25 protein-coding genes and 1 other RNA gene are annotated in these 26,612 nt (G+C 37.9%); 4 read left to right on the top strand and 22 right to left on the bottom strand.

Features of this window, described 5'->3' with window-relative positions; genetic code table 11:
* Positions 1-39 precede the first annotated feature (39 nt).
* The 6 genes from IGK91_RS05885 to IGK91_RS05860 form a co-directional block, all read right to left on the bottom strand.
* Positions 40-723: an HD domain-containing protein gene (locus IGK91_RS05885; protein ID WP_010737518.1), complete on the bottom strand. Its 684-nt coding sequence runs from the start codon at positions 721-723 to the stop codon at positions 40-42.
* Positions 724-2,247 carry a carboxypeptidase M32 gene (locus IGK91_RS05880; RefSeq protein ID WP_430605342.1) on the bottom strand — a complete coding sequence of 508 codons (1,524 nt, stop codon included), beginning with the start codon at positions 2,245-2,247 and terminating at the stop codon, positions 724-726. It abuts the gene before it with no gap.
* 30 nt (positions 2,248-2,277) lie between these two features.
* Positions 2,278-3,441, bottom strand: a complete 1,164-nt coding sequence (locus IGK91_RS05875) for a THUMP domain-containing class I SAM-dependent RNA methyltransferase (RefSeq protein WP_010737516.1) — start codon at positions 3,439-3,441, stop codon at positions 2,278-2,280.
* A 238-nt stretch (positions 3,442-3,679) separates the two neighbouring features.
* Positions 3,680-4,050, bottom strand: an RNA gene (gene rnpB / locus IGK91_RS05870) — RNase P RNA component class B.
* Between the two features lie 18 nt (positions 4,051-4,068).
* Positions 4,069-4,482 carry a cell division regulator GpsB gene (gene gpsB / locus IGK91_RS05865; RefSeq protein ID WP_010719243.1) on the bottom strand — a complete coding sequence of 138 codons (414 nt, stop codon included), beginning with the start codon at positions 4,480-4,482 and terminating at the stop codon, positions 4,069-4,071.
* 90 nt (positions 4,483-4,572) lie between these two features.
* Positions 4,573-5,112: a DUF1273 domain-containing protein gene (locus tag IGK91_RS05860; protein WP_010737515.1), complete on the bottom strand. Its 540-nt coding sequence runs from the start codon at positions 5,110-5,112 to the stop codon at positions 4,573-4,575.
* 62 nt (positions 5,113-5,174) lie between these two features.
* Here IGK91_RS05860 and recU point away from each other — a divergent pair, with 62 nt between their 5' ends.
* Together recU and IGK91_RS05850 are read left to right on the top strand one after the other, a co-directional pair.
* Positions 5,175-5,822, top strand: a complete 648-nt coding sequence (gene recU, locus IGK91_RS05855) for a Holliday junction resolvase RecU (RefSeq protein WP_010737514.1) — start codon at positions 5,175-5,177, stop codon at positions 5,820-5,822.
* Positions 5,812-8,193 carry a PBP1A family penicillin-binding protein gene (locus tag IGK91_RS05850; protein ID WP_081122797.1) on the top strand — a complete coding sequence of 794 codons (2,382 nt, stop codon included), beginning with the start codon at positions 5,812-5,814 and terminating at the stop codon, positions 8,191-8,193. Before recU ends, IGK91_RS05850 begins: the two co-directional genes overlap by 11 nt.
* Positions 8,194-8,238: 45 nt before the next feature.
* Here the strand turns inward: IGK91_RS05850 and nth are convergent, their stop codons facing one another.
* The 10 genes from nth to IGK91_RS05800 all read right to left on the bottom strand — a co-directional run bounded on the left by nth (position 8,239) and on the right by IGK91_RS05800 (position 18,704).
* Complete coding sequence (nth, locus tag IGK91_RS05845; RefSeq protein WP_010737512.1) at positions 8,239-8,901, bottom strand: endonuclease III; 663 nt, start codon at positions 8,899-8,901, stop codon at positions 8,239-8,241.
* Between the two features lies 1 nt (position 8,902).
* A complete protein-coding gene (locus IGK91_RS05840; RefSeq protein WP_010737511.1) occupies positions 8,903-9,604 on the bottom strand; it encodes a DnaD domain protein in 702 nt (233 codons plus the stop codon).
* 226 nt (positions 9,605-9,830) lie between these two features.
* Positions 9,831-10,118: a DUF5960 family protein gene (locus IGK91_RS05835; protein ID WP_014834686.1), complete on the bottom strand. Its 288-nt coding sequence runs from the start codon at positions 10,116-10,118 to the stop codon at positions 9,831-9,833.
* Between the two features lie 348 nt (positions 10,119-10,466).
* Positions 10,467-11,690, bottom strand: coding sequence for a hypothetical protein (locus IGK91_RS05830; RefSeq protein WP_430605341.1), 1,224 nt, complete (start codon positions 11,688-11,690; stop codon positions 10,467-10,469).
* 214 nt (positions 11,691-11,904) lie between these two features.
* Positions 11,905-13,257, bottom strand: coding sequence for an NADH oxidase (locus IGK91_RS05825; protein ID WP_010737508.1), 1,353 nt, complete (start codon positions 13,255-13,257; stop codon positions 11,905-11,907).
* Positions 13,258-13,543: 286 nt separating this feature from the next.
* Positions 13,544-13,984 (bottom strand): Fur family transcriptional regulator, encoded by a 441-nt coding sequence (locus tag IGK91_RS05820; RefSeq protein WP_010719254.1) that lies wholly within the window; start codon positions 13,982-13,984, stop codon positions 13,544-13,546.
* A 164-nt stretch (positions 13,985-14,148) separates the two neighbouring features.
* Positions 14,149-15,075: a cysteine synthase A gene (gene cysK / locus IGK91_RS05815; protein WP_010719255.1), complete on the bottom strand. Its 927-nt coding sequence runs from the start codon at positions 15,073-15,075 to the stop codon at positions 14,149-14,151.
* A gap of 136 nt (positions 15,076-15,211) precedes the next feature.
* Positions 15,212-16,081 carry a glucosaminidase domain-containing protein gene (locus IGK91_RS05810; RefSeq protein WP_034866634.1) on the bottom strand — a complete coding sequence of 290 codons (870 nt, stop codon included), beginning with the start codon at positions 16,079-16,081 and terminating at the stop codon, positions 15,212-15,214.
* Positions 16,082-16,356: 275 nt separating this feature from the next.
* Positions 16,357-18,351: a transketolase gene (gene tkt / locus IGK91_RS05805; protein WP_081122805.1), complete on the bottom strand. Its 1,995-nt coding sequence runs from the start codon at positions 18,349-18,351 to the stop codon at positions 16,357-16,359.
* Between the two features lie 98 nt (positions 18,352-18,449).
* Positions 18,450-18,704 carry a DUF896 family protein gene (locus tag IGK91_RS05800; protein ID WP_010719258.1) on the bottom strand — a complete coding sequence of 85 codons (255 nt, stop codon included), beginning with the start codon at positions 18,702-18,704 and terminating at the stop codon, positions 18,450-18,452.
* 148 nt (positions 18,705-18,852) lie between these two features.
* On the opposite strand from IGK91_RS05800, the gene lexA reads away from it, so the two are divergent.
* Both lexA and IGK91_RS05790 read left to right on the top strand, forming a co-directional pair.
* Entirely contained in the window at positions 18,853-19,476 is a 624-nt protein-coding gene (gene lexA, locus IGK91_RS05795; protein WP_010719259.1) for a transcriptional repressor LexA, read from the top strand.
* Between the two features lie 507 nt (positions 19,477-19,983).
* Positions 19,984-20,202, top strand: coding sequence for a hypothetical protein (locus IGK91_RS05790; protein WP_010719260.1), 219 nt, complete (start codon positions 19,984-19,986; stop codon positions 20,200-20,202).
* Between the two features lie 275 nt (positions 20,203-20,477).
* On the opposite strand, the gene IGK91_RS05785 is transcribed toward IGK91_RS05790, so the two are convergent.
* From IGK91_RS05785 to IGK91_RS05760, 6 genes are all read right to left on the bottom strand, one after another.
* Positions 20,478-20,990: an adenine phosphoribosyltransferase gene (locus IGK91_RS05785; RefSeq protein ID WP_010719261.1), complete on the bottom strand. Its 513-nt coding sequence runs from the start codon at positions 20,988-20,990 to the stop codon at positions 20,478-20,480.
* Between the two features lie 13 nt (positions 20,991-21,003).
* Entirely contained in the window at positions 21,004-23,301 is a 2,298-nt protein-coding gene (gene recJ / locus IGK91_RS05780; RefSeq protein ID WP_181934253.1) for a single-stranded-DNA-specific exonuclease RecJ, read from the bottom strand.
* Between the two features lie 207 nt (positions 23,302-23,508).
* Positions 23,509-23,946: a LapA family protein gene (locus IGK91_RS05775; protein ID WP_010719263.1), complete on the bottom strand. Its 438-nt coding sequence runs from the start codon at positions 23,944-23,946 to the stop codon at positions 23,509-23,511.
* 10 nt (positions 23,947-23,956) lie between these two features.
* The gene (locus IGK91_RS05770; RefSeq protein WP_010737503.1) at positions 23,957-24,745 is read right to left on the bottom strand and encodes an SDR family NAD(P)-dependent oxidoreductase; all 789 of its coding nucleotides are present in this window, start codon (positions 24,743-24,745) and stop codon (positions 23,957-23,959) included.
* Positions 24,729-25,682 (bottom strand): ribonuclease Z, encoded by a 954-nt coding sequence (gene rnz, locus IGK91_RS05765; protein ID WP_010737502.1) that lies wholly within the window; start codon positions 25,680-25,682, stop codon positions 24,729-24,731. The genes IGK91_RS05770 and rnz overlap by 17 nt, the downstream gene beginning before the upstream one ends.
* Positions 25,683-25,846: 164 nt before the next feature.
* Positions 25,847-26,398 carry a hypothetical protein gene (locus IGK91_RS05760; protein ID WP_010737501.1) on the bottom strand — a complete coding sequence of 184 codons (552 nt, stop codon included), beginning with the start codon at positions 26,396-26,398 and terminating at the stop codon, positions 25,847-25,849.
* Positions 26,399-26,612 lie beyond the last annotated feature (214 nt).

Genomic DNA, 26,612 nt, shown 5'->3' with positions numbered 1-26,612 from the left:
GAAATTCCTTCTTATTTCTTGATGCTTAACACTTTTGTCTCAACCTCCTGTTGCCAACCAGCTTTCGGGAGTAAAATCAGGGTCTCCTACTGACCATTCATTGAAGAATTCATCAATAAATTCCCGCATAAAGGCTTCTCGTCGTTTTGCTTCCTTTATACCATATGGGGTGTTCATCCTATCTGGTAATAAGAACAATTTTTCGTAAAAATGATTGATCACAGTGGACCCTTTGCGATAATCTTTTTTATTTTGATAAGTGATTGGTTGCCGACTTTCATCAAAAATGGGATGACCATGTCCACCACCAAAATAAGCCGTACGCAAAATACCAATTGCTCCTAAGGCTTCAAGACGATCTGCATCTTGAACAATTTTTCCTTCAATAGGTAATGCCATTTCTTCACCTGACAACCCTTTTGAAAAAGACAGGTTTTCAATAATCAAAAAGATTGATTCAATGGTTGCATCTGATAGCTCTAAACGTTGCAAAAATTGATGTAACTCTGCTTTTGCTTTCGTTTCATCGGCTACTACTTTATCATCGATCGTATCATGCAAATAAGCAGAAGCAAGGGTAATCAATGGATCAGCTTGCGGTTCAGTTGCTAAAATTTTCTCTGCTAATTTAACGACTCTTACCGTATGATCAATCCCGTGTCCAGTTTGATCCATTGCTAATTGCTTGAAACTGTAATCAGCAATTTCCTGCAGTTTCTCCATTTATTTTCCTTCTTTCTCGCTACTGAATTCAGCTACTTGATAGACCGAAAAATAGATTTTTTTCATGTAATCGATCAAATATTGCGGATTTAGCACCTCATCGGTTGCATCCTGAATCAATTGCGTTGGTTTTCTAGATGCACCATATTGATGGATCTTTTCTTTCATCCATTCTTTGATTGGTCGATAATCATCGGATGCTAACACTTCATCGATCGAAAGCTCTTTTTCTAATGCGTGAAGCAGTTGCGCAGCATACATATATCCTAAAGCATAAGATGGGAAGTAACCAAAACTAGCTCCTGACCAGTGGACATCTTGCAAGATTCCTTCTAAATCATTCGAAGGTCGTACTCCTAGATATTCTTCATACTTTTGATTCCAAATAGTTGGTAACTGAGCCACGTCCACGCCTTCATTGAAAATCATTTTCTCAATTTCATAACGAATAATGATATGCAATGGATAGGTTAAACTATCTGCTTCAATTCGAATCAAGCTTGCTTGGGTTTGTTTCAGCGAGCGATAAAAGTCAGTAAATGAAATATCATCGAATGTTCCTTCTGCACATTGTTGGAAAAATGGATATTGTTTTTCCCAGAAACTTCGATTGCTACCAATGATGATCTCATTGAACAGTGATTGAGATTCGTGGATGCCCATCGAAGTACCTTGGTAAATCGGAGTATAAGCAAATTTTTCGTCAATATCTTGCTCATACATTCCATGACCAGCTTCATGGATCACGCCAAAGACTGCCATTTTAAAGTCATGTTCATTCCAACGAGTCGTAATACGTGCATCATTATGATTGATCCCGATCATAAAAGGATGGATTGTGTCATCTAAACGTCCTCTTGAGAAATCATAACCTAACTGTTCAATCACGCCTGTGACAAACCTTTTTTGTTGGGCTTTAGTCATTTTTCGAGAAAGAAAAGAGGTATCTGGTTCATGCCCTTTTTCTGCTAAGGTTTTTCTAATTTCCATGATTCCTTCTTTTACTTGTTGGAAAACACGATCTAAGATTTCAACAGACATTCCTGGTTCATATTGGTTGAGTAACACATCATAATCAGTTGCTTCGTCTTTTTTCCAATAGGGGATCAACTGTTTTGTTAACTCAATATTTTTAGTCAATGCTTCTTGAAAATCCGCAAAATTTTTCGTTTCACGAGATTGCTGCCATTGCACCTGTGCGGTAGAAGTTGCTGCTGTCAATGCCGTCATCAATTCTTCAGGAACTTTATATTCAAGTTCGTAGTCTTCTTTGACCTTCTCGAACACGATTTTTCCCGTTTCAGATAATTCATTGGGATGTTCAGAAAAATATTGGATGGCTTCTTTGATCTTAGGTCCAATTTTCTTTGAGAAATAAAGACTATAAAGATAACTATTGACTTCACTACGATCCTCACTCGCTTTTTCTGGCATACCCGTTTGGATATCCCAATCTAAAATGCCCAAGGTTTGTTGCAAGAGATTGATTTCTTTTAGTTCTTTCATCAATTCTTTTTCATTCATCATTTATTCCTCCATCCATCCCATATAATTTTAAATCGTTTTGTCTTTTCTTGGTGGACGCGTTCCCCAGTATTGGAAGAGATCAGTCCGTAAAGCTCCGTTATACAGTTTACGTTTTTTAGTAGCTTTTTGCCCATAATACTCTTCAAAAGTAAGGTCACTTGTCAAAATGTATTTACTCCATGTCTTTAATGGACGGAAAACATCGCCCATTTCTTCATACAAGCGACGAACCGTTTCTTCTTCACCTAAACGCTCTCCATAAGGCGGATTCGCGACGATTACGCCGTATTCTTTATCCGTTTTGAAATCTTTGACTGCTTGTTGTTTAAACGTGATTGAAGAGCCTAAGCCAATTTCTTCCGCATTCGCTTTAGCAATTTCGATCATCCGCCCATTGATATCAGAACCTGTGATATCGAGTTCAATATCATAATCTGCTTGCTCTTCTGCCAATGCTCGAACATTTTCCATAACATCTTTACTAAACCAATCCCATGATTCACAAGCAAATTCACGATTAAATCCTGGTGCAATGTTGTGTCCAATCAAGGCAGCTTCGATGCAGATCGTACCAGAACCACACACTGGATCATAAAACGGACGATCTTTTCGCCAATTTGTCAACATCACTAAAGCGGCTGCCATGTTTTCTTTCAACGGTGCGCCACCTTTTTCCAAACGATATCCCCGTTTGAACAAACTAGGACCAGTTGTATCTAGTGTGATCATGACATGATCTTTTAGTAAAGCGACTTCTAATTGAAAATGTGCGCCTGTCTCCGTTAATGGAACAGATGCCGGACGGTGATAATACTTACGCAATCGTTCAACGATCGCTTTTTTAGTGATCGCCTGACAATCAGGTGTACTATAAAGCTTAGACTTGATTGATTTTCCTGCAACCGGAAATTCAGCATCTAAAGGTAGAAAGTCTTCCCAAGGTAATGCTTTAACTTTCTCAAATAGTTCATCAAAGGTAAACGCATCAAATTCCCCAACAACGATTTTTACCCTGTCAGCTGTTCGTAACCATAAATTTGCTGTAGCGATCGTTTCCATCGTTCCTTTGAAACGTGCCCGTCCATTTTCAACTTGACAATCAATGCCTAAGTCACGTAGTTCTTTTCCAACAAGGGCTTCTAACCCACTTGCAGCCGTTGCCACAAGATTAAATTCTCTAGTCGTATCCATACTTATCTCCTTATAAGAAAAGCTGAACGTGGTCGTCCAGCTTTTTGTAAAATCAAACCGAAAAATGAATCAGTATTTTTTTCATACTTGTCTCTAAATTGCCATTCTTCACTCGTTCATTTTTGTGTTCCTGAACAAACAAGCCATTTATTGAATGGTATAAATCGGTGGTGACACTCTAATGTTAAAAAAAACCTTCACAACATGGTTGGAAGGTATTCCCTGTTATATTGCGGTTTTCTGTAAGCCATGTTCTGTACACTACTTTTCCAGGGAGAAAAAGCAATGTGGTAACCATCTATCTGCAGTTAACCTGCCTTTTTGTCTCGTTCTTAATTCCCAACAAAAAGCGCCCCTACCATTGTTTGGGTTGCTCGCTCGAGGGGTTTACCGCGTTCCACCGAATAAGTTTCCCTATCCGCTTCGTCACTGTGGCACTTTCAAGGATACTTAAGCATAGTTAAAAACCTTAGCTTGTTTTCCTGCCGTTACTCTAATAGAGCACCTTAGCTTATTGTTTCGCTAAGCACGAACACTACAGGCATCACAGCCTGTGCGAGCATGGACTTTCCTCAGCCTGATCATGTCAGACCGCGATTACCCAAAAACCGCAATGTATCATCAATCTTAGAATTGACGTGTCTTTTCGTTATCATCGTCACTTGCATTTGTGTAGTTGTTTGGGTTAGGTTGGGAAACATTCACTGTTGATGATTGTTGATCCAATTTTTTTCCAAATACTTCACGTTCAAGATTTGACAAACGTTTCAAGATATCGAAATTTGTGACTGCTGCACTTTTCGGTGTTTCAACTTGTTGAACACGCGTTTGTGCTGCTCCTTGTGTTTTTGATAATTGTGCTACTTTGGCACTTAATTTATCATTTTCTTCTTGTAAAGCAAGGAGTTTTTTGCTGTAAGTTTCATAATCTTTGATGATATTGTCTAAGAATTCATCCACTTCGATGGGATCATAGCCACGCATCTTTGTTTTGAATTCTTGTTGTAAAATGTCTTTAGGACTATAAACCAATTCCGCCATATTTACACCTCTAGTTTTCATTTACATAATAACAGTTTCTACCTATATCATTGTATCGGAAATAACTTGATAAATCAAACACTATCTGAATTATTCACTGAAATTTTGTAAATCATCCATACTGACTAGCCGAATTTCATAAGAATGATCCTGTTGATAGGTTTGCGCCTCTTTCAGAAAATACTGGGTTTTCCCTGGAAACTCAGGATCATAAATCAGTAGACAGCCATCGGTATGGTCAAGTAAAAAACGCGTGTGGTTTCTTAATTGGCTAGGCGACTGATAGGCTTGATGGCTAACTGCTTCAACATAGTCTGCTAACTGTTCTGTCATTCTTAACTTTTCTTGATTATTCTCATTCCAATTATTTCCAAACTCTTTGAATGGATAGATGATCCCCAACTTTAACTCAGGGTATTCCTGCTTTAATTCAGCAACTACTTCCGTGACCCATGTTTCTATACCCAAGTTTCCACTAGTAAGAACCCATTCAAGTCCTTCTTCGACTAATTGCTGTATCTCTTTTTTTAAGACTTTTTTAATAACCGTTATTTTAGGGTCATTTTCCTTAAAAACCCCAAGTTCAAAACTTCGATAACCGGAAATATACATCACTTTTAATCGGTCCATTTGAGTTTCCTTTTCTTTCTTGATTCTTTTTTGCTATAATGTTGGCTAGGAGTGTGATTAAAATGGTTTTACGCTATCCAAACGGCCAACCCTATCATAAGAATGCCTCTTTAAAGGAAAAAGTTCAAGAAAAAAGAGAATCAGCCATTGAATTTGGCAATCGAGGGATGCGTTTTGAAGAAGCAATTAACGAAAGTAACCAGTATTACTTAGCGCACCAAGTAGCTGTTATCCATAAAAAACCAACCCCCATTCAAATTGTTAAAGTAGATTATCCTCGACGTAGCGCCGCTGTTATTAAGGAAGCTTATTTCTCACAGGCCTCCACAACAGATTATAACGGTGTATATCGAGGTTTCTATTTGGATTTTGAAGCGAAAGAAACAAAGAATAAGACATCTTTTCCCTTCAAAAATTTCCATGCGCATCAAATTGACCATATGGAAGCTTGTCTAAAGCAACAAGGAATTTGTTTTGTCCTATTATGGTTTTCTACGTTGAAGCGTTGCTTTTATTTAGATAGTACTTATCTGATCGATTATTGGCATGCGCAAAAGGATCAGGGGAAAAAGTCGCTTCCGCTTTCATTGATCGAAAAAATAGGGATCGAGATCCAAACAGGTTTTTCGCCACGTATCCCTTATCTAAAAGCGGTAGATCAATACTTATCAACATTAACTATCGAAGGAGATCGCAAGAATGGCAAATGAGCAAACAAGAACTTCCAGACGAAACAGTCCCTCTTCTTCTAAAAAGACGAGTCAAACAAGAAATAAAACTTCTGGCAAAGGTTCCGGGCATAAGAAGCGTGGGCTTTTCATCCGTATCATCTTGATTTTATTTTCTTTGATTTGTATCGCTTTCCTAGCCGGTGTCGGATTATTTTGGTTTTATGCAAAAGATGCTCCAAAATTAATGGACACTGCATTAGATGCGACTGTTTCTTCTAAACTTTACACACAAAATGGCGAATTATTTGAAGATTTAGGAGCAGAAAAAAGAGAAAAGATTACCGCAAACGAATTGCCGAAAACGTTAGAAAACGCCATCGTTTCTGTTGAAGATCGACGTTTCTATAAACATATCGGGATCGACCCAGTTCGGATCGTCGGCTCTGCACTTTCTAACTTTACTTCTGGCGGACTTCAAGGTGGTAGTACATTGACCCAACAATTGATTAAGCTCTCCTACTTCTCTACCAACGCTTCAGATCAAACCTTGAAACGAAAAGCACAAGAAGCTTGGTTAGCTGTAAAATTAGAACAACAAAAATCAAAACAAGAAATATTGACTTACTATGTGAACAAAGTCTATATGTCCAACGGATTATACGGAATGGAAACGGCAGCAGAAAATTATTTTGGTAAAAGATTACCAGAACTTTCATTACCACAGACTGCTTTGTTAGCTGGAATGCCACAAGCGCCTTCTGCCTATGACCCATACCAATATCCAGAACAAGCCAAAAAACGGCGAGATACTGTTTTATATACCATGTTACAAAACAAGAAAATCTCTCAATCAGAATATGATGCTGCAGTGAATACACCAATCGATGATGGTCTTCAAGAGATGAAAAAAGAAGATGATAATTCAAAAATCGTTGATAATTATGTCAAAGAAGTCATCAATGAAGTTCAAGAAAAAACGGATAAAAATGTATTTACTGATGGATTGGATATCTATACTAACTTAGATCTAGACGCACAAAAACATCTTTATGATATTGTCAACACTGATGACTATGTCAACTATCCAGATGATGAAATGCAAGTTGCTTCTACGTTGATCGATGTCAATACTGGTCAAGTAAAAGCACAAATTGGCGGTCGCCATATTGCAGAAGATGTCACACTAGGTATGAACTTAGCTGTTAATACTTCTCGTGACTTCGGTTCGACAATGAAACCAGTCACAGATTATGGCCCAGCTTTTGAATATCTAAAATACTCTACAGGAAAAACGATCAGTGATGCTCCTTATAACTATGAAGGAACCTCAACACCAGTAGGCAACTGGGATAACCGTTTTATGGGGACGATCACCTTAAGACAAGCCTTGTATCTTTCCAGAAACGTTCCAGCTGTCAAATTGTTCAATGAAGTCGGCGCAGATAAAGTTAGCACCTTTTTAAAAGATCTTGGAATTGAATATAGTACGATCCATCAATCAAATGCGATTTCAAGTAACACAGAAAAACAAGACGGCACAAAATATGGCGCTTCTTCCTTGAAAATGGCGGCTGCCTATGCTGCTTTCGCTAATGGAGGAACGTATTATAAACCACAATATGTCAATAAGATCGTCTTCCAAGACGGCACAGAAGAAACGTTCGATCCCGATGGTAATACAGCTATGTCTCCAGAAACAGCCTATATGGTCACAGATATTTTAAAAGATACATTAACAAAAGGAACTGGGACGAATGCGTTGATTCCTGGATTATACCAAGCTGGAAAAACCGGGACTTCCAACTATACGGATGATGAGTACGCAAAATTAGGAACTTCTAGCGGTGTGTATCCTGATATTTTATTTGCTGGTTATACACCAAACTACGCCATCTCAGTATGGACCGGTTATAACAACAAAATGACACCTGTCACCTCTGCTTCGTCTCATGTTGCTTCTGATGTTTATCGAGAATTAATGAAATATGTATCATCCAGCGTCACAAATAGCGATTGGCAAATGCCTAGCGGACTGGTAAGATCTGGCGGTGAATTATACTTTACCGATCAACTCAAGAAAACACCAAGTACGACGATCCCTTCAACAACGGTGCCATCTTCATCAGTGACACTGGTACCTGAAAGTTCGACACCGGTATCTTCTTCGTCGGAATCGACAGAAACTTCAACAACTGAGTCATCTGCCGAATCTTCGACATCGGTAGATAGTTCAAGTGACAAAAATGATTCAAGTAGTTCAGCTGAAACGCCAGAAAATAGCAGCAGTAGTCAAAGCTCTTCATCTTCGGCAACTCCTGAGTCATCCACGACACCACCAGCGCAAACACCTCCGGAGAACAATGCACAGTCCGGACAGTCCTCTAGTCGTTCAACGTCTTCTGGCACATAACAAAAAAGGAAGTTGAGAAAAACCTCAACTTCCTTTTTTTATCTTTTATTTTACGTTCAATGTTTTTTCTTTCATTCTGTTTTTTCCATCTTGACACATGTCTAACAAGGGGCAAACTTCACACCGTGGACTTCTTGCCGTGCAATGATAACGACCAAAAAATATTAAAGTGTGGTGAGTCTTGACCCATAATTCTTTTGGTACTTTGCGCATCAGCGTTTCTTCTACTTCCAACACCGAGGCATTCAACTTACAAATCCTTAAACGTTTTGTTACTCTCTCGACATGAGTATCCACAGCAATTGCTGGTATACCAAAAGCATCACCTAAAACGACATTCGCTGTCTTTCGTCCAACTCCTGGAAGAGAAATCAATTCTTCTCTAGTTTGAGGAACTTGACCTGAAAAGCGATCCATCAATTGTTGGGCACATGCTTTGATATTTTTTGCTTTATTGCGGTAAAGACCAATCGTTTTGATCTTAGGGATAATGTCATCAATCGGAGCCGCAGCCAGCTTTTCAGGAGTTGGAAAAGCTTCAAAAAGAGCTGGGGTCGCTTTATTAACTGAGACATCGGTTGCTTGAGCACTGAGTATGACAGCAATCAACAGTTCATAAGGGTTTCGATGTTTTAATTCACCATGTGCTTCTGGGAACATGTCGTACATTTTTGTCAAGGCTTCCATTGTTTTTTGTTTACTTAACATATTATTCCTCCAGCCAATTTTTCAACGTAACTTTTGGCAAGGCTTCTGGTTGTGCGTTAGTGGTTTCCACTTCTTTTTGTAACATTTGTTGTTTTCGTCTTTTTTGATCTTCTTCTACTTGTTGCTTCGTCTTTAAATTTTTACGTTCCCAAGACAACAAGATTCGATCCACATAGTTAAAACTATACGCTTGATTCAAAACAGCCTCACGTAAAGCAAGTTTCAGAATTTCCGGTTGATAATGATCTTCTTCTAACCATTGACCGATCCGTTGAAATTCGATGGCTGACAATGGGCGACCAAATTCCTGTTCAAATAACTGATAAACAGACTGCACCATTTTTTCTTGACTTAAATCAGCTTGTTTTTGATTTTGACTTTCCAAAAAATTCCCTAAAATTTCATATATAGGATATAGATTGTAACGATCAGCTTGCTTACCATCAATTGTTGCTGTTTCAATTTTAATAAACCCATTACTGATCAAGTGATTTAAAATTTGATAGATACGCTCTTGTTTGACACCCATATCCAACGCAATCGAGTGTAAATCTGGGAAAAAGTCTCCTTCGAGTTGCGCCCTTTGCAATTGCAAAATAAATAAAAACTCTTCTGCTTGTAATCCGATACGATGATAATTTTTTAACAACAAGTTCGATATCGTTGTTTGTCCCGCTTTTAAGTAATTTTCTAAGTTCAACATGATTTTTCCCTCACTTCAAATCCAGTATACGGAAAAAGCTTGTTCGAGGCAAGGTAGCTTTCCTTTACTTCTATATGTTTTTTATTTTTTGTTTCACTTTTTCACTTTTCGGAATAAATAAGCTATTCGCTCTATCAAGGAACATGTGCCGTCGCAAAAAAGCCAGGTTTCCCAATCATCAGTCGATTGAAAAACCTGAACTTTTTTTAAATGATTAGAGAACTGCTTATTTATCTTCTTCCGTTTGCAAGACGTAAGGTTCTCCTTCATAAGTATACTCCGTATTGATTGTTCCATCGTTTTCATCTGAATAAACGCGACGACTGAATGGGAAACGATGGGAATTGCCATCTTTCGCTACTTCCCCACTCATTAGATAATAATCCTCTTGTGTTTCATTCAATTGGTTGATTACTTGATCAGCTAATTGATCGACATTGATCGTTTCATCTTTTGCTTCTTTTTTATAATCATCCAGAAATGCTGCTTGTTGTACAAAGTATTCTTTTTCCATCATTTGATCGCTCCCTCATTATAGTTTGACATGATCTGCATCATCCTCTATTTATTTTGTCAGAAAACGAATTGAAAGACAACTTATAGCTTTTATGTCTAAGAATTAAAAGAATACTTTATCTCAAAATAATATTAAATTTTGTCTACTTTGTTATCTATGTGCTTATTTAGACCTAAATTTTTTCAAACTACTTCCTCACTTATCCCCTTACAAACCTAGGCATATTAAAAAGACGCTATTTCTTAACTATAGAAAACAGTAATTTTTCAAATTATTTCATTCAATTGATAGACTTGACTATCTATATACTTTCACTTGGATTTGACATCCATTTTACTGTAATAATCAATACAATCGTTTTTTTTTGTTATTGCTGACGCTCAGATTTTTATCATCTGATGTCAGTTGTTTTCTTGTATGTAATTCATTTTTCACACTAGCATTTATACTAGCATTTCTTGTTAAATGATGAAGATTCTTATGGATATTTTCTTCATCAAGTATTCCTTTTAAAATCTCCCCCAAGTTTGGTAATTGCCTTTTTGACGAGGTGAACACCTTAAAATTATCAAACGATTGACTTTTTTTGAAAGTAAGCGGCGAACTTGAGTCGTTGATTATACTATTGGTAAAACTTGCTGTAAATTCTCCCTGAGAGTATTCCAAAAAATAATAGGGGTTTTCAGCAATTCTTTTTTCTCGTTGTTCTTTAAGCTCTAAATAAACGTTATATAGATGAGTCAACGCACTGACTTGTTTTTTATTAAATCTCGCTTCTTTTATAAAAGCTTCAAGTAACATCTTACGATTATCTCTGGTATTTCCTACCTTTGGCTTAATTGTTCTACTTTTTAATTCTACTGGTAGTTTTTTTAACCCAGTAGCTATTGTCTCTTGAAAAATAGATTTCTGACTGTTGTAGAGAACGACTCTAAAAGTCCCAAAAAGTTCTTTAACCGTACAATTTGCCATTCCATTATATCCCCTCATACTAAGGTTGAGGTATGTAGGGTCTATTTTTTCTTCGCCTAATTGCTGAATAACTTTTGCTGTATTGCAACGACTATCTTTGTGATGTTCAAATTTTGTCTGGAAAATGATTTTACTTAAAGTACTTAATTTTTCTGGAAGAATCGTTGTGAATACACCTGATGGACGATCACTGTTCGTATCTTCCAATTTATCAATCATCGCTACTAAATAATGTCCTTCTTTTCTATAAAGGATTAATCCAAATACATGATCCTGAATTTTTTTAGTGATATATGCCGGAAAAATTATAAAATCTGTTGGATCATCTTTTTTCATGTTTTCCATCATTTGCTGTAACTCTTTGGGATTTTTCATTTCATAAAATTTAATCGTTCTTTTCAAGGAATCAATGATTGCTGGTTTTTTCTCTCGGTCAATCAATGCTTCCTGTTCATCATTTTCAAGCATTTTAATAAAAGTTGAGAATAACAATTGATAATTTTTTTTTCCTTCTTCACCGACTGCTTTAAAATCTCCTGCATCAGCCAACCCATAAGCGAGTGCCAACAACATATAAGATCGTTCAAACAAGTTCATAACATCACTCCTGATTAGAATAGTTGAATTTTATCATATAAAAAAGAAACAAAAGAATCTCTTTTTCTTATTTTTAGAAAAAAAGATTCTTTTGTTTCGATAATACCCGTTGATACCTTTACGTAAAAAAAGAGGGACTGGGACAAAAGTTGTCTCAGTCTCTTCTAGTATCTCTAAAAAACGAATAAACAATGTTCAACCATTCGCTGATTGCTTATTGCGCAGTTTCGATTTCGCCCAATGCAGCTTGTGCCAATAGGTTCAAGTAGTTCCATGGACGGTCAAAATGAGGTTGGAAGAAGAAATCAGATAGCGCTAGATCTTCAACGGTCATTTTATTTTGAACAGCCAGTGACATCGTATTTGCTGATTGAGTGATATCATATTTCGACATGAATTGGGCACCGACAATGCGGTTTGTCCCTTTTTCATAAACCAATTCCATCATCACTTTTTCATTTGTTGGCATGAATTCTGGACGATAATTGTCTTCAAAGACCGTTGCTTGGACTTCTAAATTATTCATAGGTGCGCTCTCTTTTGTCACCCCTGTTGAACCAATCGTCCAACCAAATAGGTAAAGTCCAGACGTTCCTTGCGTTCCACGATACGCCATTTTATGTTCAGTCAAGTTATTTCCTACTAACAATCCTTGACGAACTGCGTTAGTTGCCAAAGGAATATAATTTTGGGTACCACTTGGGTTATAACTTACTACAGCAGAATCCCCTGCAGCAAAGATATCTGGATCGCTTGTTTGCATGTATTCATTAACTTTGATGGCTCCATTAGGTAACGTATCAACTTTTCCATCAACTAATGTCGTATTTGGTCTAAAACCAACACATAAGATGACCATGTCCGCGTCAAAAGTTTCTTTAGCAGTTGCTACTTGTTTCACTTTACCCTCTTCATCCGCAATAAACTCAGAAACATTTTCACCTAATGCTAGAGTAACTCCACGGTCGACAAGTTCTTTTTCTAATACATCTGTGAATGGTTTATCAAGATATTTATTTAAAATACGATCTAAACCATCAATCAATGTAACTTGTTTACCAGATTCAACAAAAGCTTCGACTAATTCGATACCGATATAACCGCCACCTACGATGACCACCCGTTTGGCATCTTCTGCTTGTGCAATAATTTCATTTGCTTGGTTATAGTTTTTACATAACAAAATATTTTTTGATTCAATTCCTTTGATTGGCGGAATGATTGGCCAAGAGCCAGTAGTCATTACCAATTTATCATAAGAAACTGTTTCAACTTCACCAGTTTTTAGATCTTTGGCTGTCACAGTTTTCTTTTCAGTATCCACGTCAGTTACATCATGTTCCATTTTTACAGTTGCACCTAAAGAATGTAGTTCTTCAGGATTAGAATAGAATAAACCGGCTGGGTCTTTTACTACACCACCCACGTATAATGCGATCCCACATGATAAAAAGGAAATATTATCATTTCGCTCGTACACAGTAACATCCGCTTCTGGGTGATTTTTTAAGATACTTTTAACAGCTGCTGTACCCGCATGCGTGCAGCCAATTACTACAACTTTCATATGTGAATCCCTCCGATTAACGATTTGTCCTTCGACAAGTTTAAATATAGCAAAAATAAAACGGATACAACAGTTTAATGCTTGTGAATTCACAAATTCAACCTTGTTGTTTTCTGTTCATTCTCCTGCGCAATTGCTGATTAATCCACGATTTACTTGTGAAAACAAAAACATACACTATAACCTTTGTGAATGAAAGAGAAAAAAATAAAAAAAAGTCAGTGATTTGTTTATCAAACTGACTAATTTTTTATTTTTTCATATTTTTATCAATACTTTCAGCAAACTAAATCGCTTGTTCTTTTTGACACTCAGGACAGCGACCATATAATTCCAAACGATGCTCATTGATCTCAAAGTTCGTCAATCGACCAGCTGCCATTTCGATATCCGCTAAATCAGGATAATGAAAATCGACGATCTTTCCACAATTTTCGCATATCACATGATAGTGACGTTTTGAACTAAAATCGAATCGACTAGATGAATCCCCAAATTTCATCTCTTGTACAAAGCCAATTGAAGTAAACAATCTTAAATTGTTATAAACTGTTGCCACACTCATATTCGGAAAACGATCTTCCAGAGCACGATAAATTTCGTCAGCAGTCGGATGTGAATGATGTTCAATCAGATACTCTAAAACTGCATACCTCTGAGGTGTGATCCGTATATTTTCCTTTTTCAATTTTTCGATTGTTTCTTCAACTAATAGTTTATTCTCCATTTTTAACACCCCGCGTTGTTATTCTCGTCCTATCATACTATTTTTAGTTTTTAAAATCTACTTTTCATGAAAAGAAATTTCAAATTAATCATAATATTGCGAAAAAAGACGCAATTAAGGAAAAAATCTCCTTAATTACGTCTAAATGTTGTGGTAAGAATTCTTTACATTTCTTGATAAAGCGCTGTTGACAAATAACGTTCTCCGTTATCTGGGACAACCGCTAAGACTTTTTTCCCTTTACCTAACACTTTCGCTTCTGCCAAAGCAGCAGCAATCGCTGCGCCTGATGAAATGCCTACTAAGATTCCTTCTTTTTTTCCAACTTCTCTAGCAGTGGCTAACGCTTGATCCCCTGTTACAGAAACTACCCGATCATAGACGCTCGTATCCAAAGTATCTGGCACAAACCCTGTCCCAATTCCTTGAATTTTATGTGGTCCTGCTTCTTTCCCTTCTAAAATCGCTGATTCGGCTGGTTCAACTCCAATGATTTCAATTGCTGGATAGACTCGCTTCAACTCTTTACCAGCACCAGAAATCGTTCCTCCAGTGCCAATCCCTGCTACAAAAGCATCTAACCCATTCACACCAAACGCCTCTTGAATCTCATGTCCAGTTGTTTTCTCATGGATAGAAGGATTTGCTGGATTTTCAAACTGAAGTGGCAAGAAGTAGTCATTTTCCGCTGCTAAACGTTTCGCTTCTTTGATTGAGCCACTGATTCCATCCTTACCTGGCGTGAGCAGTAATTCAGCACCATAACCTTTCATCAATAAGCGTCGTTCGATACTCATCGTTTCTGGCATCACGATGATCACTTTATACCCTTTAGCTACCCCAACCATGGCTAATCCGATCCCTGTATTTCCTGAAGTCGGTTCGATGATTGTGTCTCCTGGCTTAAGAAGGCCATCCCGTTCTGCTTTTTCAATCATACTTAATGCAATCCGGTCTTTTACGCTACCACCAGGATTAAAAAATTCCAATTTCACATAAACTTCCGCTGAATCTTCTGGAACCAAATGATTAAGCTTAACGATCGGTGTCTGACCAATCAATTCTGTAATCGAATGATAAATTTGTGTCATTTTAAGTTCCTCCTTAATATTTTCTTCTATTCAATGATAATACAACTAAGAAACTTCTGGCGAATAATTCGCCTTTTCAACGTAAAAAAACAGGAAAGCTGCGAAGAGCCTTTCCCGTTTTTATCTCTTAATTTAACTAAACGTTTATTTCTTGTCCGACTAATAAGGAATAGTTAGACATCGTCATCCCATTTTTAGCCATTAAGTCATCAACTGACAAACCAAATTTCTGTGCGATATCCCACAAAGTATCACCTGAAACCACTTTATAAGTCTGGCTGCCGCTTGTTGAAGAGGTAGTTGACGTAGTAGTCGTGGTTGTAGTACTTGTACTTGTCGTTGTCGTTGTTGTACCGGACGAAGGCGTATCAAATCGGGTTAAATTATACGTATTAATCAATGAGTTCAATTTTGCTCCGTAACCCGGATCTGTTGCATAACGACCAGTTAGATATGCTGTCGCATCGTAAAAACTCGTGGTATTACTTTTCCAGACACCAGCATAATGATAGTCTCCAATTGAAAAACTAGTTGAACGCAAAACGTTGGCATGATCTTGCAGAGATTCCCAATAAGAAGAATATTTACGGAAAGGTTCATTCATCGTGACCCATTGTCCATTAAGATATTCCTTTGTAGCCATATAAACGACTTGACCACTATAACTTCCTTTAACTCCGAATAAATTATAGTTTGGCGCACTTGCCAGGCTAGATGTGCCATAAGCACTTTCTAATAAAGCTTGGGCAATCATGACCGATGCATATAAATCATTGTTTGCAGCCACTTCAGAAGCTGCCCAACCGATTTGATTGATGAAAGCTTGTGGATCTGCAGTCGTTTGTGTGACCTGCTCATCTGCTCGTACATTTTGCGGTGCTGCTGTAACCATCATTGGCCCCACTAAAAGAGTTGTCCCCATCAAAGGAGCAATCGCTTTTTTATTGATCACCATGGTTCTTTTATTCTTTTGGTGTCGGGCACTGCGGGTTTTCAGCTCTTGCATTCGAATTCCTCCTCAAAAAAATAAAAAACTCTTGATAAAGTTTCCATCTTTAAACAATCTTAATTAATTAAATTATACTTTTAATTTATGGGAAACTCAAATCAATCTTTACTATTTTTCTTTTTGTAACACGAACGTAATGTTAAAGAAACATTAAGTAATATTAAACACGAATCATTATTCTAATTTTCTACTACAAAAAAAAGAACATCTGAAAATAGTCTCCTTTTTTCAGATGTTCTTAAACGTTTGTCGTAAAACTTCTTTAACTCATTTTATAATTGGTTGAAAGTTGCTACAACATTTTCCACAGTGAAACCAAATTCTTCAAGAATTTTATTTCCTGGAGCAGAAGCACCAAAATGATCGATCGTGATAGTTGTTCCTTCTGTCCCAACATAGCGTTCCCAACCAAATGAAGCTGCTGCTTCAATAGCTACTCGTTTTGTTACGGCTTTTGGTAAGACGCTTTCTTTGTATTCTGCAGATTGTTTTTCAAATAAATCGAAACTTGGCATTGAAACGACTGAAACATCTTTTCCAGCTGCTGCCAATTCTTTTTGTGCTTTGACTGCTAGATCCACTTCAGAACCAGTCGCGATCAAGATACCTTCTGGTGTTTCTCCTTGAGCTGGTGATAGTACATAAGCTCCTTTTTTCACCATTTCGTCTGCCACTTCTTTCGTTGATGGCAGAACTGAAAGATTTTGACGACTTAAAACCAAGATCGTTGGTGTATCAGTCGATTCCATTGCTACTTTCCAAGCAGCGCGTGTTTCATTCCCATCGGCTGGACGAATCACGTGAACACCTGGCATACATCTTACAGACGCTAATTGTTCGATTGGCTCATGTGTTGGTCCATCTTCACCAACCGCCACTGAATCATGTGTCAACACGTAGATGACCGGTGTATTTTGAATAGCTGCTAAACGGACTGCTGGACGTAAGTAATCAACGAAAACAAAGAATGTACCGCCATAGATACGAGTTCCGCCATGAAGCTGGATACCGTTCATCGCAGCTGCCATCGCAAACTCACGAACGCCAAACCAAATATTACGACCTTCATAATGTTCTGGAGTAAAGTCTTTGTCCGCAGTGACCATCGTATTATTCGAACCTGATAAGTCCGCTGATCCGCCCCAGAAACTTGGGATTGCTTTTGATAACTCTTGAATCACTTCTTTGCTTGAAACCCGGCTAGCTTGACTTTCGCCTACTTCATAAGAAGGTAATTCAGCATCCCAGTCAGCTGGAAGTTTTCCAGCAAACGCATCTTCAAATTGTTGAGCTAATTCTGGATAAGCATGTTTATAGTTTTCAAACATTTCTTTCCATTCATTTTCAGCTTTTTGCCCTTCTTCAACCATTGTTTGGTGGAATCTTTCAGCTACTTCTTCTGGAACTGTGAAATCAGGATACTCCCAACCATACACTCCTTTAGCCATTTTAATTCCATCATCGCCAATTGGTGCCCCATGGACAGCAGAAGTTCCTTCTTTAGGAGCTCCGTAGCCGATCACTGTTTTGACTTCGATCAATGTTGGTTTTTCAGTTTCAGCTTTTGCTTCTTCGATCGCTTGATTGATGGCTTCCAAATCATTCCCATCTTTAACCAAAATATGTTGCCAGCCATAAGCTTCATAACGAGCTCCTACATTTTCAGTGAAAGCTTTTGAAGTAGGACCATCTAATGAAATATCATTTGAATCATACAATACGATCAATTTACCTAATTTCATGTGAGCAGCCATTGAACTTGCTTCTTGCGAAACGCCTTCCATCAAGTCGCCGTCGCCACAAAGAGAATAAGTATAGTGATCTACCACTTTGAAGTTTTCTCTGTTATATGTTGCTGCCAAGTGAGCTTCTGCCATTGCCATACCTACAGCCATAGCGATTCCTTGTCCTAACGGTCCAGTTGTTGCTTCTACTCCGTCAGTATGATTGACCTCTGGATGTCCAGGTGTTTTTGAATCCCATTGACGGAATTGTTTTAAGTCATCGATTGTGACTTGATAACCTGATAAATGTAGTAAGCTGTATAACATTGCCGAACCATGTCCTGCGGATAAGACAAAACGGTCACGGTCAACCCAATTTTTTGAAGTCGTTGGGTTCACTTTCAAATGTTTCGTCCAGAGTGCATATGCCATTGGGGCTGCCCCCATTGGTAACCCTGGGTGTCCAGAATTTGCCTTTTGAACTGCTTCAATACTTAATGTACGGATCGTGTTAACGCCAAGTTGGTCGATTTTGTCGAACAAAATAACCCCTCCTATTAATTTAGGTTTTTTTTACCTTTATTTCTTACTTACTAATTTTATTAGATACGTCTAGAAAAAGCAATGTTTTTTAGTAATTATTACTGAAACTTATTTCCTCGACGATGTAAGCCTTTTTCACGTTGGATTTCTTTCAATTTTTCTGGAGTGACATCGTTACCTTCTGGATCAACGATTTTCATCCCTTCGATATGGTGTCGCATCCCAGAACGAAAAGCAGACAGATACTCTTCTCTTAACGCCAATTGTTCTTTTTCTTCGTCAGCTGTTAAGCCTTCTGTTTTCTTTTTTTGGGCCAGTTCGTTGATGCGGGTAATTTTTTCCGGTGATAACATAGCAAGTCCTCCTTTTTACTCTACTTCATATTATATAAAAATCACGAAAAAAACAACTAGTATAAAATATTTTAAATACGAACATTTGTTTGAAAGAAGTAGTTTTATGTGGTACTATTTAATTATTAATTGAAAGAAGGTGTACTCTGTGGCCCGACAAACCGAAACCAGACAAATCGAAGTCTTACGATATATCCACGAGCAAGTTTCCCAAAAAGGCTACCCACCAACTGTTCGGGAGATCGGAGAAGCGGTTCAGCTTTCTTCTACCTCCACAGTTCACGGTCATCTTGCACGATTGGAAAAAAAAGGATTTATTCAACGTGACCCTACGAAACCACGTGCAATCGAATTAACAAAACAAGGATTAGCCAAAATAGGGGTAAAACCTTCCACGATTCCAGTGCTTGGTGTGGTCACTGCAGGTGAACCGATTTTAGCAGTTGAAGATGCGTCCGATTTCTTTCCGATCCCTCCTAACCTTTCTTCTGAAGATGGAAGCTTGTTCATGTTGACGATCCGCGGAGAAAGTATGATCAATGCAGGAATTTTAGACGGAGATAATGTAATTGTCCGTAAACAAGAAACTGCCCAAAACGGGGATATCGTGATTGCAATGACCGCCGAAGATGAAGCGACTTGTAAACGATTCTATAAAGAAAAAAATCATTTTCGTTTACAACCGGAAAACGATCTTCTTGAACCGATCATTTTAGATCAAGTCTCTATTTTAGGTCGAGTCGTTGGGCTCTACCGCAGTCATATCTATTAAAGACGATTTTTTTTACTAGACTTAAGTGAAGGTCTTACTCGCATACTCATTTATTTGCAGTAACTGCTATATCTATCAATAAAGACTGAAAAACCCGGGGCAAAGTGTCTCGGGTTCTTTAATGGGCATTAAGATGGATAAACGATGATTAAGTGTCCATAAACGGCCTGAGTTTTTTCTCTTGTGCTTTCCTCACTCCTTAAATAAAATGCACCGATCTCCTACTTTTTTGTCGATCTTTGTCGTATTTCCATTTCGATTTTTTTCATTTGGTACCACTACAATCGTCATTTACCTACCATGATCTGCGGCATGATTTAGATCAAATACAGCTAACTGCTTTGAATACGGTAAATAAGCAAATGACCTGTGCTGGTTTAAAAAAATTCTGAGTATTACACACATAGATTTCGATCTTTTTTGTTCTTCCCTCTTTACAAAACGAACAAAAGTTCGTATACTAATTATACGAACTTTTGTTCGCATAAAATAATGAGGTGAGAAATCATGAAATCAATGAGACGTCTTGGCTTAGTATTAATGGTATTATTTTTAGGCATTATTATTGGTAATTTTGGTATGCGTACAGCATTGTTGATCTTTGTTCCGTTGTTTGCTTTATGGTTTATGTTGTGGGATGAAAAGAAATACCGTCAGTCTGAACGGCGTCGGATTCATGATGACACTTTTTATCCAGACTCCTATTATCGATCGAGACACTCTTGATCTTGACCCATAAAGAATCCTGAATAACGAAATAAAAAAACACATATGTAAGAGTCAGAAAACGGCTCATGCACAAAAAAGTAGTCGATTGTTCCCCCCCATCAAAAAACAATTGACTACTTTTACAAATACACCTGCACAAACTAAAAATAGTGAGCAAGCGTACTTGGGATTGCTTGACAAAAAAGAGAGTGGGACAATTAGTCAGAAAAAATCTGATTAACGTCCCACTTCTTTTTACATTTATTTTTAATGTTTATTAAGCAAAAAATCGTTTAATATTCCATCAAGGTGATCATATCATATCCTTCGATTTTTTCACGACCATCTAAGTCCATTAGTTCGATCAAGAAAGCACAGCCAACAACGACACCGCCCAATTTTTCTACTAATTCGATCGTTGCTTTGATCGTTCCCCCTGTAGCCAATAAGTCATCACAAATCAAGACTCTTTGTCCAGGTTGGATCGCGTCTTTATGGAGTGTCAATGTATCTGTACCGTATTCCAGTCCGTAAGTTACTTCGATCGTTTCACGAGGCAACTTCCCTTTTTTACGTACAGGTGCAAATCCAACTCCTAATTCGTAAGCTACAGGACAGCCAACGATGAATCCTCGCGCTTCTGGTCCTACAACCATATCGATTCTTTTTTCTTTCGCATAATCTACGATCTGTTTCGTTGCTTCTCTGTAGGCATCTCCATCAGCCATAAGGGGCGAGATGTCACGAAAAATAATTCCTTTTGCTGGATAATCAGGAATACTTGCAATATATTTTTTTAAATCCACTATTTGTCTCCTCCTAGGTTGTTAACCTTTTTTTAATAGAGGGAATATCACTTAACAATAAGAATTCCTCTACTTTGATTTTTTTTATTCGTTGCTGATAACGTACGCTATCAGTCAACGGATGACTTTTGGGATTAGCGATCTTTTGCAAAACGCCATCTTCTATTGTAACAAATTTCAATTCAAAAAACACCTGAATCATAAAAATTAATAATTTTTGTGGTATTTTTAGATATTGAGCAATTGAGCCTAATTTATAGCGAATATCTATTTTTTCTTGTGTATGGATCAGTTTGAACAATTTGGCATATTGTTCTCTTGAACCAACTCCATTCAAATAAGCTTCTTCATAAGAAATCCCTAATAAGTACATTCGATCGAAAGAACCAAAGGCAAGGATTTCTTTTAATATTTCTAAATCATTTGGACAATCAACTACCAGCAAGGAATGATATGAATTATCGTGGATCAACTGCTTGATATGTTCCCCACTTTCGAACACGTGGACATTGTCTGTAGCCAGTCCAGAGATTTCTTTTAAAGAAGAGCGATCAAACGCAAGATACAATGTTTGTGGATCAACTTTCGTTAACTGACGGTATCTCTTTGAACGCCAATCAAAAATTTGAAATCCATCAACAACAAAGTCTGATACCAGCAATTGCGGTTTTTTCCGACCGTTCCATTCATTGATAGCTAATTTCCCAACGATATCCACTGGATTATTTAACAGCTCAGCTTCTTGGTCGCCAAAACCAAATGCTACCGCATCTAACGGACTAGCTTCTTCCATCAATGTTAACTTCAAATGTTGCTGACTCGTACCAATTCTTTTCACATTTTCAGCCAAGATTTGGCGAAACAGAAAGTGAGGTACCGCATTGTCTGTACCATATGGTGCAAGTAACTTTAATTCATTAAGCAATTCAATGGTTACATCTTTGGGTGTAAGGACTTCGTCGATCGGTAAAGCTGCGCCTTTTGTCAAATCAATTTTTTGTTCGGAAACATACTGATTCATTCGTTTTTGTAATTCTTGAAGATTATCACTAGGCATCGTTAACCCTACAGCAGCATGGTGTCCTCCAAAGAAAGTAAATAAGTCACGCATCGCATCTAACATTTCATATAGATTCAGGGCTTCGACACTTCGGCCAGATCCTTTCGCTGTACCATCTTCTTTGATCGTTAAGACGATCGTCGGTTTACCAGTGGCATTCATCAGCTTACCAGCTACGATCCCCAACACTCCCTCATGCCACCCAGGATGGGCAAGAAGGTGGATCTGATTCGTTTCATCAATCATTTCCAATGCTTCTTGGGTAATTTTTTCAACGACTGCTTTTCTTTCTTCATTGATCGTGTTGAGTTTTTTGGCATACGTGAGTGCCGCTTCCTCATCAAAGGTAGCTAGCATCTCGACAGCTGGATTAGGATCACCCATTCGGCCAATCGCGTTGAGCCGAGGGGCAATTGAAAAGCCGATGGTCGTTTCATCTGCTTCTTTCATAGAGACGCCACTTTCATTAAATAAAGCTTGTAAACCGATCCGTTCGGTTTCTTTGATCGTATCTAACCCTAAAGCAACAAGTGTGCGATTTTCGCCTGTCATTGATACCAAGTCTGCAATCGTTCCAATCGCCACTAAATCTAAAAATTCAGAAGGAGGTTCTTCTAATAATGCTGTTGCCACTTTAAAAGCTACTCCGACACCTGCTAGATCAGGAAACGGATAATCCCCTTGTGGATGTCGTGGATGCACGATAGCGTAGGCTTCAGGTAATTCACTGGGCATTTCATGGTGATCTGTGATGATTACATCAACACCTGCTTGTTGCGCATAAGCTACGGCATCGTGACCAGCCACACCATTGTCCACTGTAATGATCAATTGCGCACCTGCATCAATTTTTTCTTGATAAACGGCTTTGTTTGGTCCATAGCCATGGATAAAACGATTGGGTAAAAATGTTTCGACATTGGCGCCGAGTAGCTCCAATGTTTCTTTCATCACTGTCGTACTTGTAATCCCATCTGCATCGTAGTCACCATAAACGACTATTTTTTCACCATTGATCACCGCTTCTTGGATTCGACTGATGGCTTTATCCATGTCATGCATTAAGTAAGGATCATGCAATTCTTGATGTTTGGGATTCAAAAATTCTTTTACTTTCTCTACATCACGATAGCCTCGTTGCCAAAGTAATTTGCCAATAAAAGGCGATAGATTCTCTTGCTTTATACTTTGAAGAAACATTTCAGTCGGTTCTGATTCACTTAATTGCCAATCATAAATTGCTTGTCTCACTTGCTCACCCCTAACCTAGTTATTATAGCAAACGAAAAGCTTAAAAAAAAGAAGAAAGATAGCCACAAACACATTAAAATGGTCTTCAAAAAGTCGTTACTCACTTTTTGAAGACCATTTGACAAACCCGAAACTCAGCCTTTAACTTCTCAGCCAAATATGACAATGGTTCCTGCCATCTTTTATTTTGGTCTCGTTCATGAAACTTTAGTCAAAATAATTATAGCTTTGCTTTGCTGAAATTTTCTGCGTATCAGATGTTGACGACTGTGCTTGTTGTAGTTGTTTTTTCGTTGCTTGTAATTCTGCCTGATAAGCAGCTTCTAATTCTGCTCGTTCATTTCGGAATGTTCGTTGTTGTTCTTCCTTTGCTTCAGCAATTTTCTTATCAAGATTCTCTTGATAATCTGATAGTTCCTGCTTTAATTGTTTGATTTGTTTTTTCTGTTGCCATAAAGTGGTTGATGCAGTAACAAAAACAATCAATGCACCAATAATCGCCGAACCAATGATAACTAAAATCAATGGTGCAGAAAATGAAGCAATCCCAAAGTTAACAGGAACATTTCTGTTGTTTAATACAGCAAATACGACAATAATCAAGACAAGCAAAAATCCAATAATCACACTACTTTGTTTTTTCATACTCTTTCACCTACTTTTTATTAAAAATCCCACTTGCGAGGTAGTCGCCAATAGTCGGAAAGAGAGTGTAAAATTTAGCCGCTATTTCAAGAAGGACAGGACGATTCACTTCACGCTTTGGATGTTCCATTGTTCGTACAATTGTTTTTGCTAGTTTCTCCGGTTCTAAAACAAGTTGACTAACTTTTTCTAAATAACTGCCGGTAGGATCAGCTTTATCAAAAAATTCAGTAGCAACCGGTCCTGGATTCACCGTAGTGACTGCCACTCCAAGTGGTCTTAATTCTAATCGTAAGGCATTAGAAAAGCCTAAGACAGCAAATTTTGTTGCTGAATAGATCGTTGATTTCGCCGTCGCCATTTTCCCAGCCATTGAAGCGATATTGATGATATGTCCTTGCCTTCTTTCAGCCATATCAATCGCAAATTTTTGGGTTAAGACCATCATACCTAGTACATTTACTTCAAACATATCGTAAGCTTTTCCTAAATCGAAAGTTAAAAAATCTTCAAAAATGCCAAAGCCGGCATTATTGACTAACACATCTACACGTCCGACTGTTTGCATCACTTGTTCATAGAGCCGATCGACGCTGTCAGGATCACTCACATCTACTGGAAAAGCATAGGCTTCCTTTCCGCTTAATCTCTGACATTCTGCTTTAACCTCATCAATCAATTGGCTGCGTCGAGCACAAGCAATGACGATAGCACCTTTTTTTGCAGCTTCATAACAGATTTGAGCGCCCAATCCACCAGAACTACCGGTAACTAAGACAACTTTATTTTCTAAATTCATTCTTTTCCTCCTCACGAAATGGAATATCGACAGTATCAAAATCTTTCATGATCCTTGTATTTGCAAAGACCTCACGTGCCTCTTCTTCTAGCTCTTGCGCAGCTTTTCCTAAATAGCGCGCACTGATATGGGTTAATAACAAACTTTTCGCTGCTGCTTCTTTAGCTACTTCAGCCGCTTGATAAGTCGTCGAATGGAAGTAGTTCTTTGCCAGCTTGGCTTCATTTTTGTTAAACGTACTTTCATGAACCAAAACATCACAGTCTTGGGCCAACACGACTGAATTTGCTGTCTTCCTCGTATCACCTAAAATCGTAACGATCCGCCCTTTTTTGTCTGGTCCCACAAACTGCTTCCCATCCACAACCCTTCCATCAGGTAATTGAACAGATTCTCCTTTTTTCAACTTTCCATATATTGGTCCAGCCGGAATATTCAGTTCTTGTAATTTTTCAACTTGAAGCTCTCCTTTATGGTCATGTTCCACAACCCGAAAGCCATAGCTGGCAATTCCATGATCTAATTTTTTAGTATAGACAGAAAAATGCTGATCTTGAAAAATCGGCTGATCTTCAACTAACTCGATGAATTTCAACGGATAGCCTAAACGTGTTTGCGAAACAGCTAACGAAGTTTTGACAAATGTTTCGATTCCTTTTGGTCCGTAGATTTCCAGGGGCGTATCTCCCCCTTGGAATGAACGACTGCTTAACAAGCCTGGCAACCCAAAGATATGGTCACCATGTAAGTGAGTAATAAATATCTTTTCAATCTTTCTTGGACGAATGTTGGTACGTAAGATTTGCATTTGCGTTCCTTCACCACAGTCAAATAACCAGACTTCATTTCTTTCATCCAAAAGTTTTAATGCAATACTGGTAACGTTTCGATGTTTGGCAGGTACCCCTGCACCAGTTCCTAAAAATTGTAATTCCATAATCTACCTGACTTTCTTTAAACTCACTATTAATTTTATGGGAAATGTGTCGGATAATCAACCGAAAGTCCGTATTGCTTCCTAAATAATTGCATTTTTATTGGTACTAAAAAAAGAAAAACGCCTTTTTCACGCGTTTCTCTTTCTTTATTCTGTTCGTTTCTTTATTGAGGATGTTTGTCTTTCCACGATTTCCGTGCCGTTTCTTGTGTTTGTTTTTCGACTTCTTTGGCAGCGTGGACGTCTTCTTCGACCTCTTCATAATCTAAGCGAGTAATTTCGCCACCTAAATCCATCATGACTAATTGGTTCAAAGGACGATTATCTTCTTCTTCAGCAATCAAAATCAAACCGGTTGCTCCTTCGCCAATTTTATTGCCCACAAAATCAAAAACTGTCTGAGCATCTTGGATTTCCTTGGCATCCTGCGTAGCACCGATCATCCCGCCAGCAAACCAGCCTAAAAGAATCCCTAGTGGGCCTCCCAAGACACCGACTAACATTCCGATTAAACCACCTTTTGAAGATTTATTGTTTCCAGTAAAATCCAAAAAATCCTCTATTTTGAATTGATGCGTTCCATTAGGATCGTGACTAATCACTGCCATTTGTTCACCCTTGATGGCACGAGAAGCGTGTAATCGTTTGATTTCAGAAAATGCTTGGTAAGCTTGACTCTCTACAGGGAAATTCAAAATAATCACTCGTTTGCTCATAAAAACACTCCTCTATTCATTTTCTTTATTCTAACTTTTATTTTAAAAAAACAAAAGGAAAAACCCTTTAATAAATAACACATAAGAAATATAAATTTTTCCTATTAAAAAATCTTTCTGAATACTATTGGTGATAGCTTAAAAATTTTTACCAAAAGACAAATCCTACCATTGCTTAAACCAAAAAAGCGCCAAACCATTTTTCTGGTTTGAC

Source organism: Enterococcus sp. DIV1208 (genome assembly GCF_050530455.1).
Lineage (GTDB): Bacteria > Bacillota > Bacilli > Lactobacillales > Enterococcaceae > Enterococcus_B > Enterococcus_B hirae.
Note: the sequence above shows the minus strand (reverse complement) of the source record. Positions and strands in the feature narration are given on the sequence as shown.

Bases quoted from the DNA above. Each gene is read 5' to 3' on its own strand.
- IGK91_RS05760 (WP_010737501.1), bottom strand. From the start codon at position 26,398: ATGAGCAAACGAGTGATTATTTTGAATTTCCCTGTAGAGAGTCAAGCT.
- IGK91_RS05840 (WP_010737511.1), bottom strand. From the start codon at position 9,604: ATGTTGAACTTAGAAAATTACTTAAAAGCGGGACAAACAACGATATCG.
- IGK91_RS05820 (WP_010719254.1), bottom strand. From the start codon at position 13,984: ATGGAGAATAAACTATTAGTTGAAGAAACAATCGAAAAATTGAAAAAG.
- IGK91_RS05875 (WP_010737516.1), bottom strand. From the start codon at position 3,441: ATGGATACGACTAGAGAATTTAATCTTGTGGCAACGGCTGCAAGTGGG.
- IGK91_RS05850 (WP_081122797.1), top strand. From the start codon at position 5,812: ATGGCAAATGAGCAAACAAGAACTTCCAGACGAAACAGTCCCTCTTCT.
- cysK (WP_010719255.1), bottom strand. From the start codon at position 15,075: ATGACACAAATTTATCATTCGATTACAGAATTGATTGGTCAGACACCG.
- gpsB (WP_010719243.1), bottom strand. From the start codon at position 4,482: ATGGCGGAATTGGTTTATAGTCCTAAAGACATTTTACAACAAGAATTC.
- IGK91_RS05790 (WP_010719260.1), top strand. From the start codon at position 19,984: ATGAAATCAATGAGACGTCTTGGCTTAGTATTAATGGTATTATTTTTA.
- IGK91_RS05810 (WP_034866634.1), bottom strand. From the start codon at position 16,081: ATGCAAGAGCTGAAAACCCGCAGTGCCCGACACCAAAAGAATAAAAGA.
- IGK91_RS05800 (WP_010719258.1), bottom strand. From the start codon at position 18,704: ATGTTATCACCGGAAAAAATTACCCGCATCAACGAACTGGCCCAAAAA.
- IGK91_RS05775 (WP_010719263.1), bottom strand. From the start codon at position 23,946: ATGAAAAAACAAAGTAGTGTGATTATTGGATTTTTGCTTGTCTTGATT.
- recU (WP_010737514.1), top strand. From the start codon at position 5,175: ATGGTTTTACGCTATCCAAACGGCCAACCCTATCATAAGAATGCCTCT.
- IGK91_RS05885 (WP_010737518.1), bottom strand. From the start codon at position 723: ATGGAGAAACTGCAGGAAATTGCTGATTACAGTTTCAAGCAATTAGCA.
- IGK91_RS05860 (WP_010737515.1), bottom strand. From the start codon at position 5,112: ATGGACCGATTAAAAGTGATGTATATTTCCGGTTATCGAAGTTTTGAA.
- IGK91_RS05770 (WP_010737503.1), bottom strand. From the start codon at position 24,745: ATGAATTTAGAAAATAAAGTTGTCTTAGTTACCGGTAGTTCTGGTGGA.
- IGK91_RS05880 (WP_430605342.1), bottom strand. From the start codon at position 2,247: ATGAATGAAAAAGAATTGATGAAAGAACTAAAAGAAATCAATCTCTTG.
- IGK91_RS05830 (WP_430605341.1), bottom strand. From the start codon at position 11,690: ATGAACTTGTTTGAACGATCTTATATGTTGTTGGCACTCGCTTATGGG.
- IGK91_RS05825 (WP_010737508.1), bottom strand. From the start codon at position 13,257: ATGAAAGTTGTAGTAATTGGCTGCACGCATGCGGGTACAGCAGCTGTT.
- rnz (WP_010737502.1), bottom strand. From the start codon at position 25,682: ATGGAATTACAATTTTTAGGAACTGGTGCAGGGGTACCTGCCAAACAT.
- nth (WP_010737512.1), bottom strand. From the start codon at position 8,901: ATGTTAAGTAAACAAAAAACAATGGAAGCCTTGACAAAAATGTACGAC.
- IGK91_RS05835 (WP_014834686.1), bottom strand. From the start codon at position 10,118: ATGGAAAAAGAATACTTTGTACAACAAGCAGCATTTCTGGATGATTAT.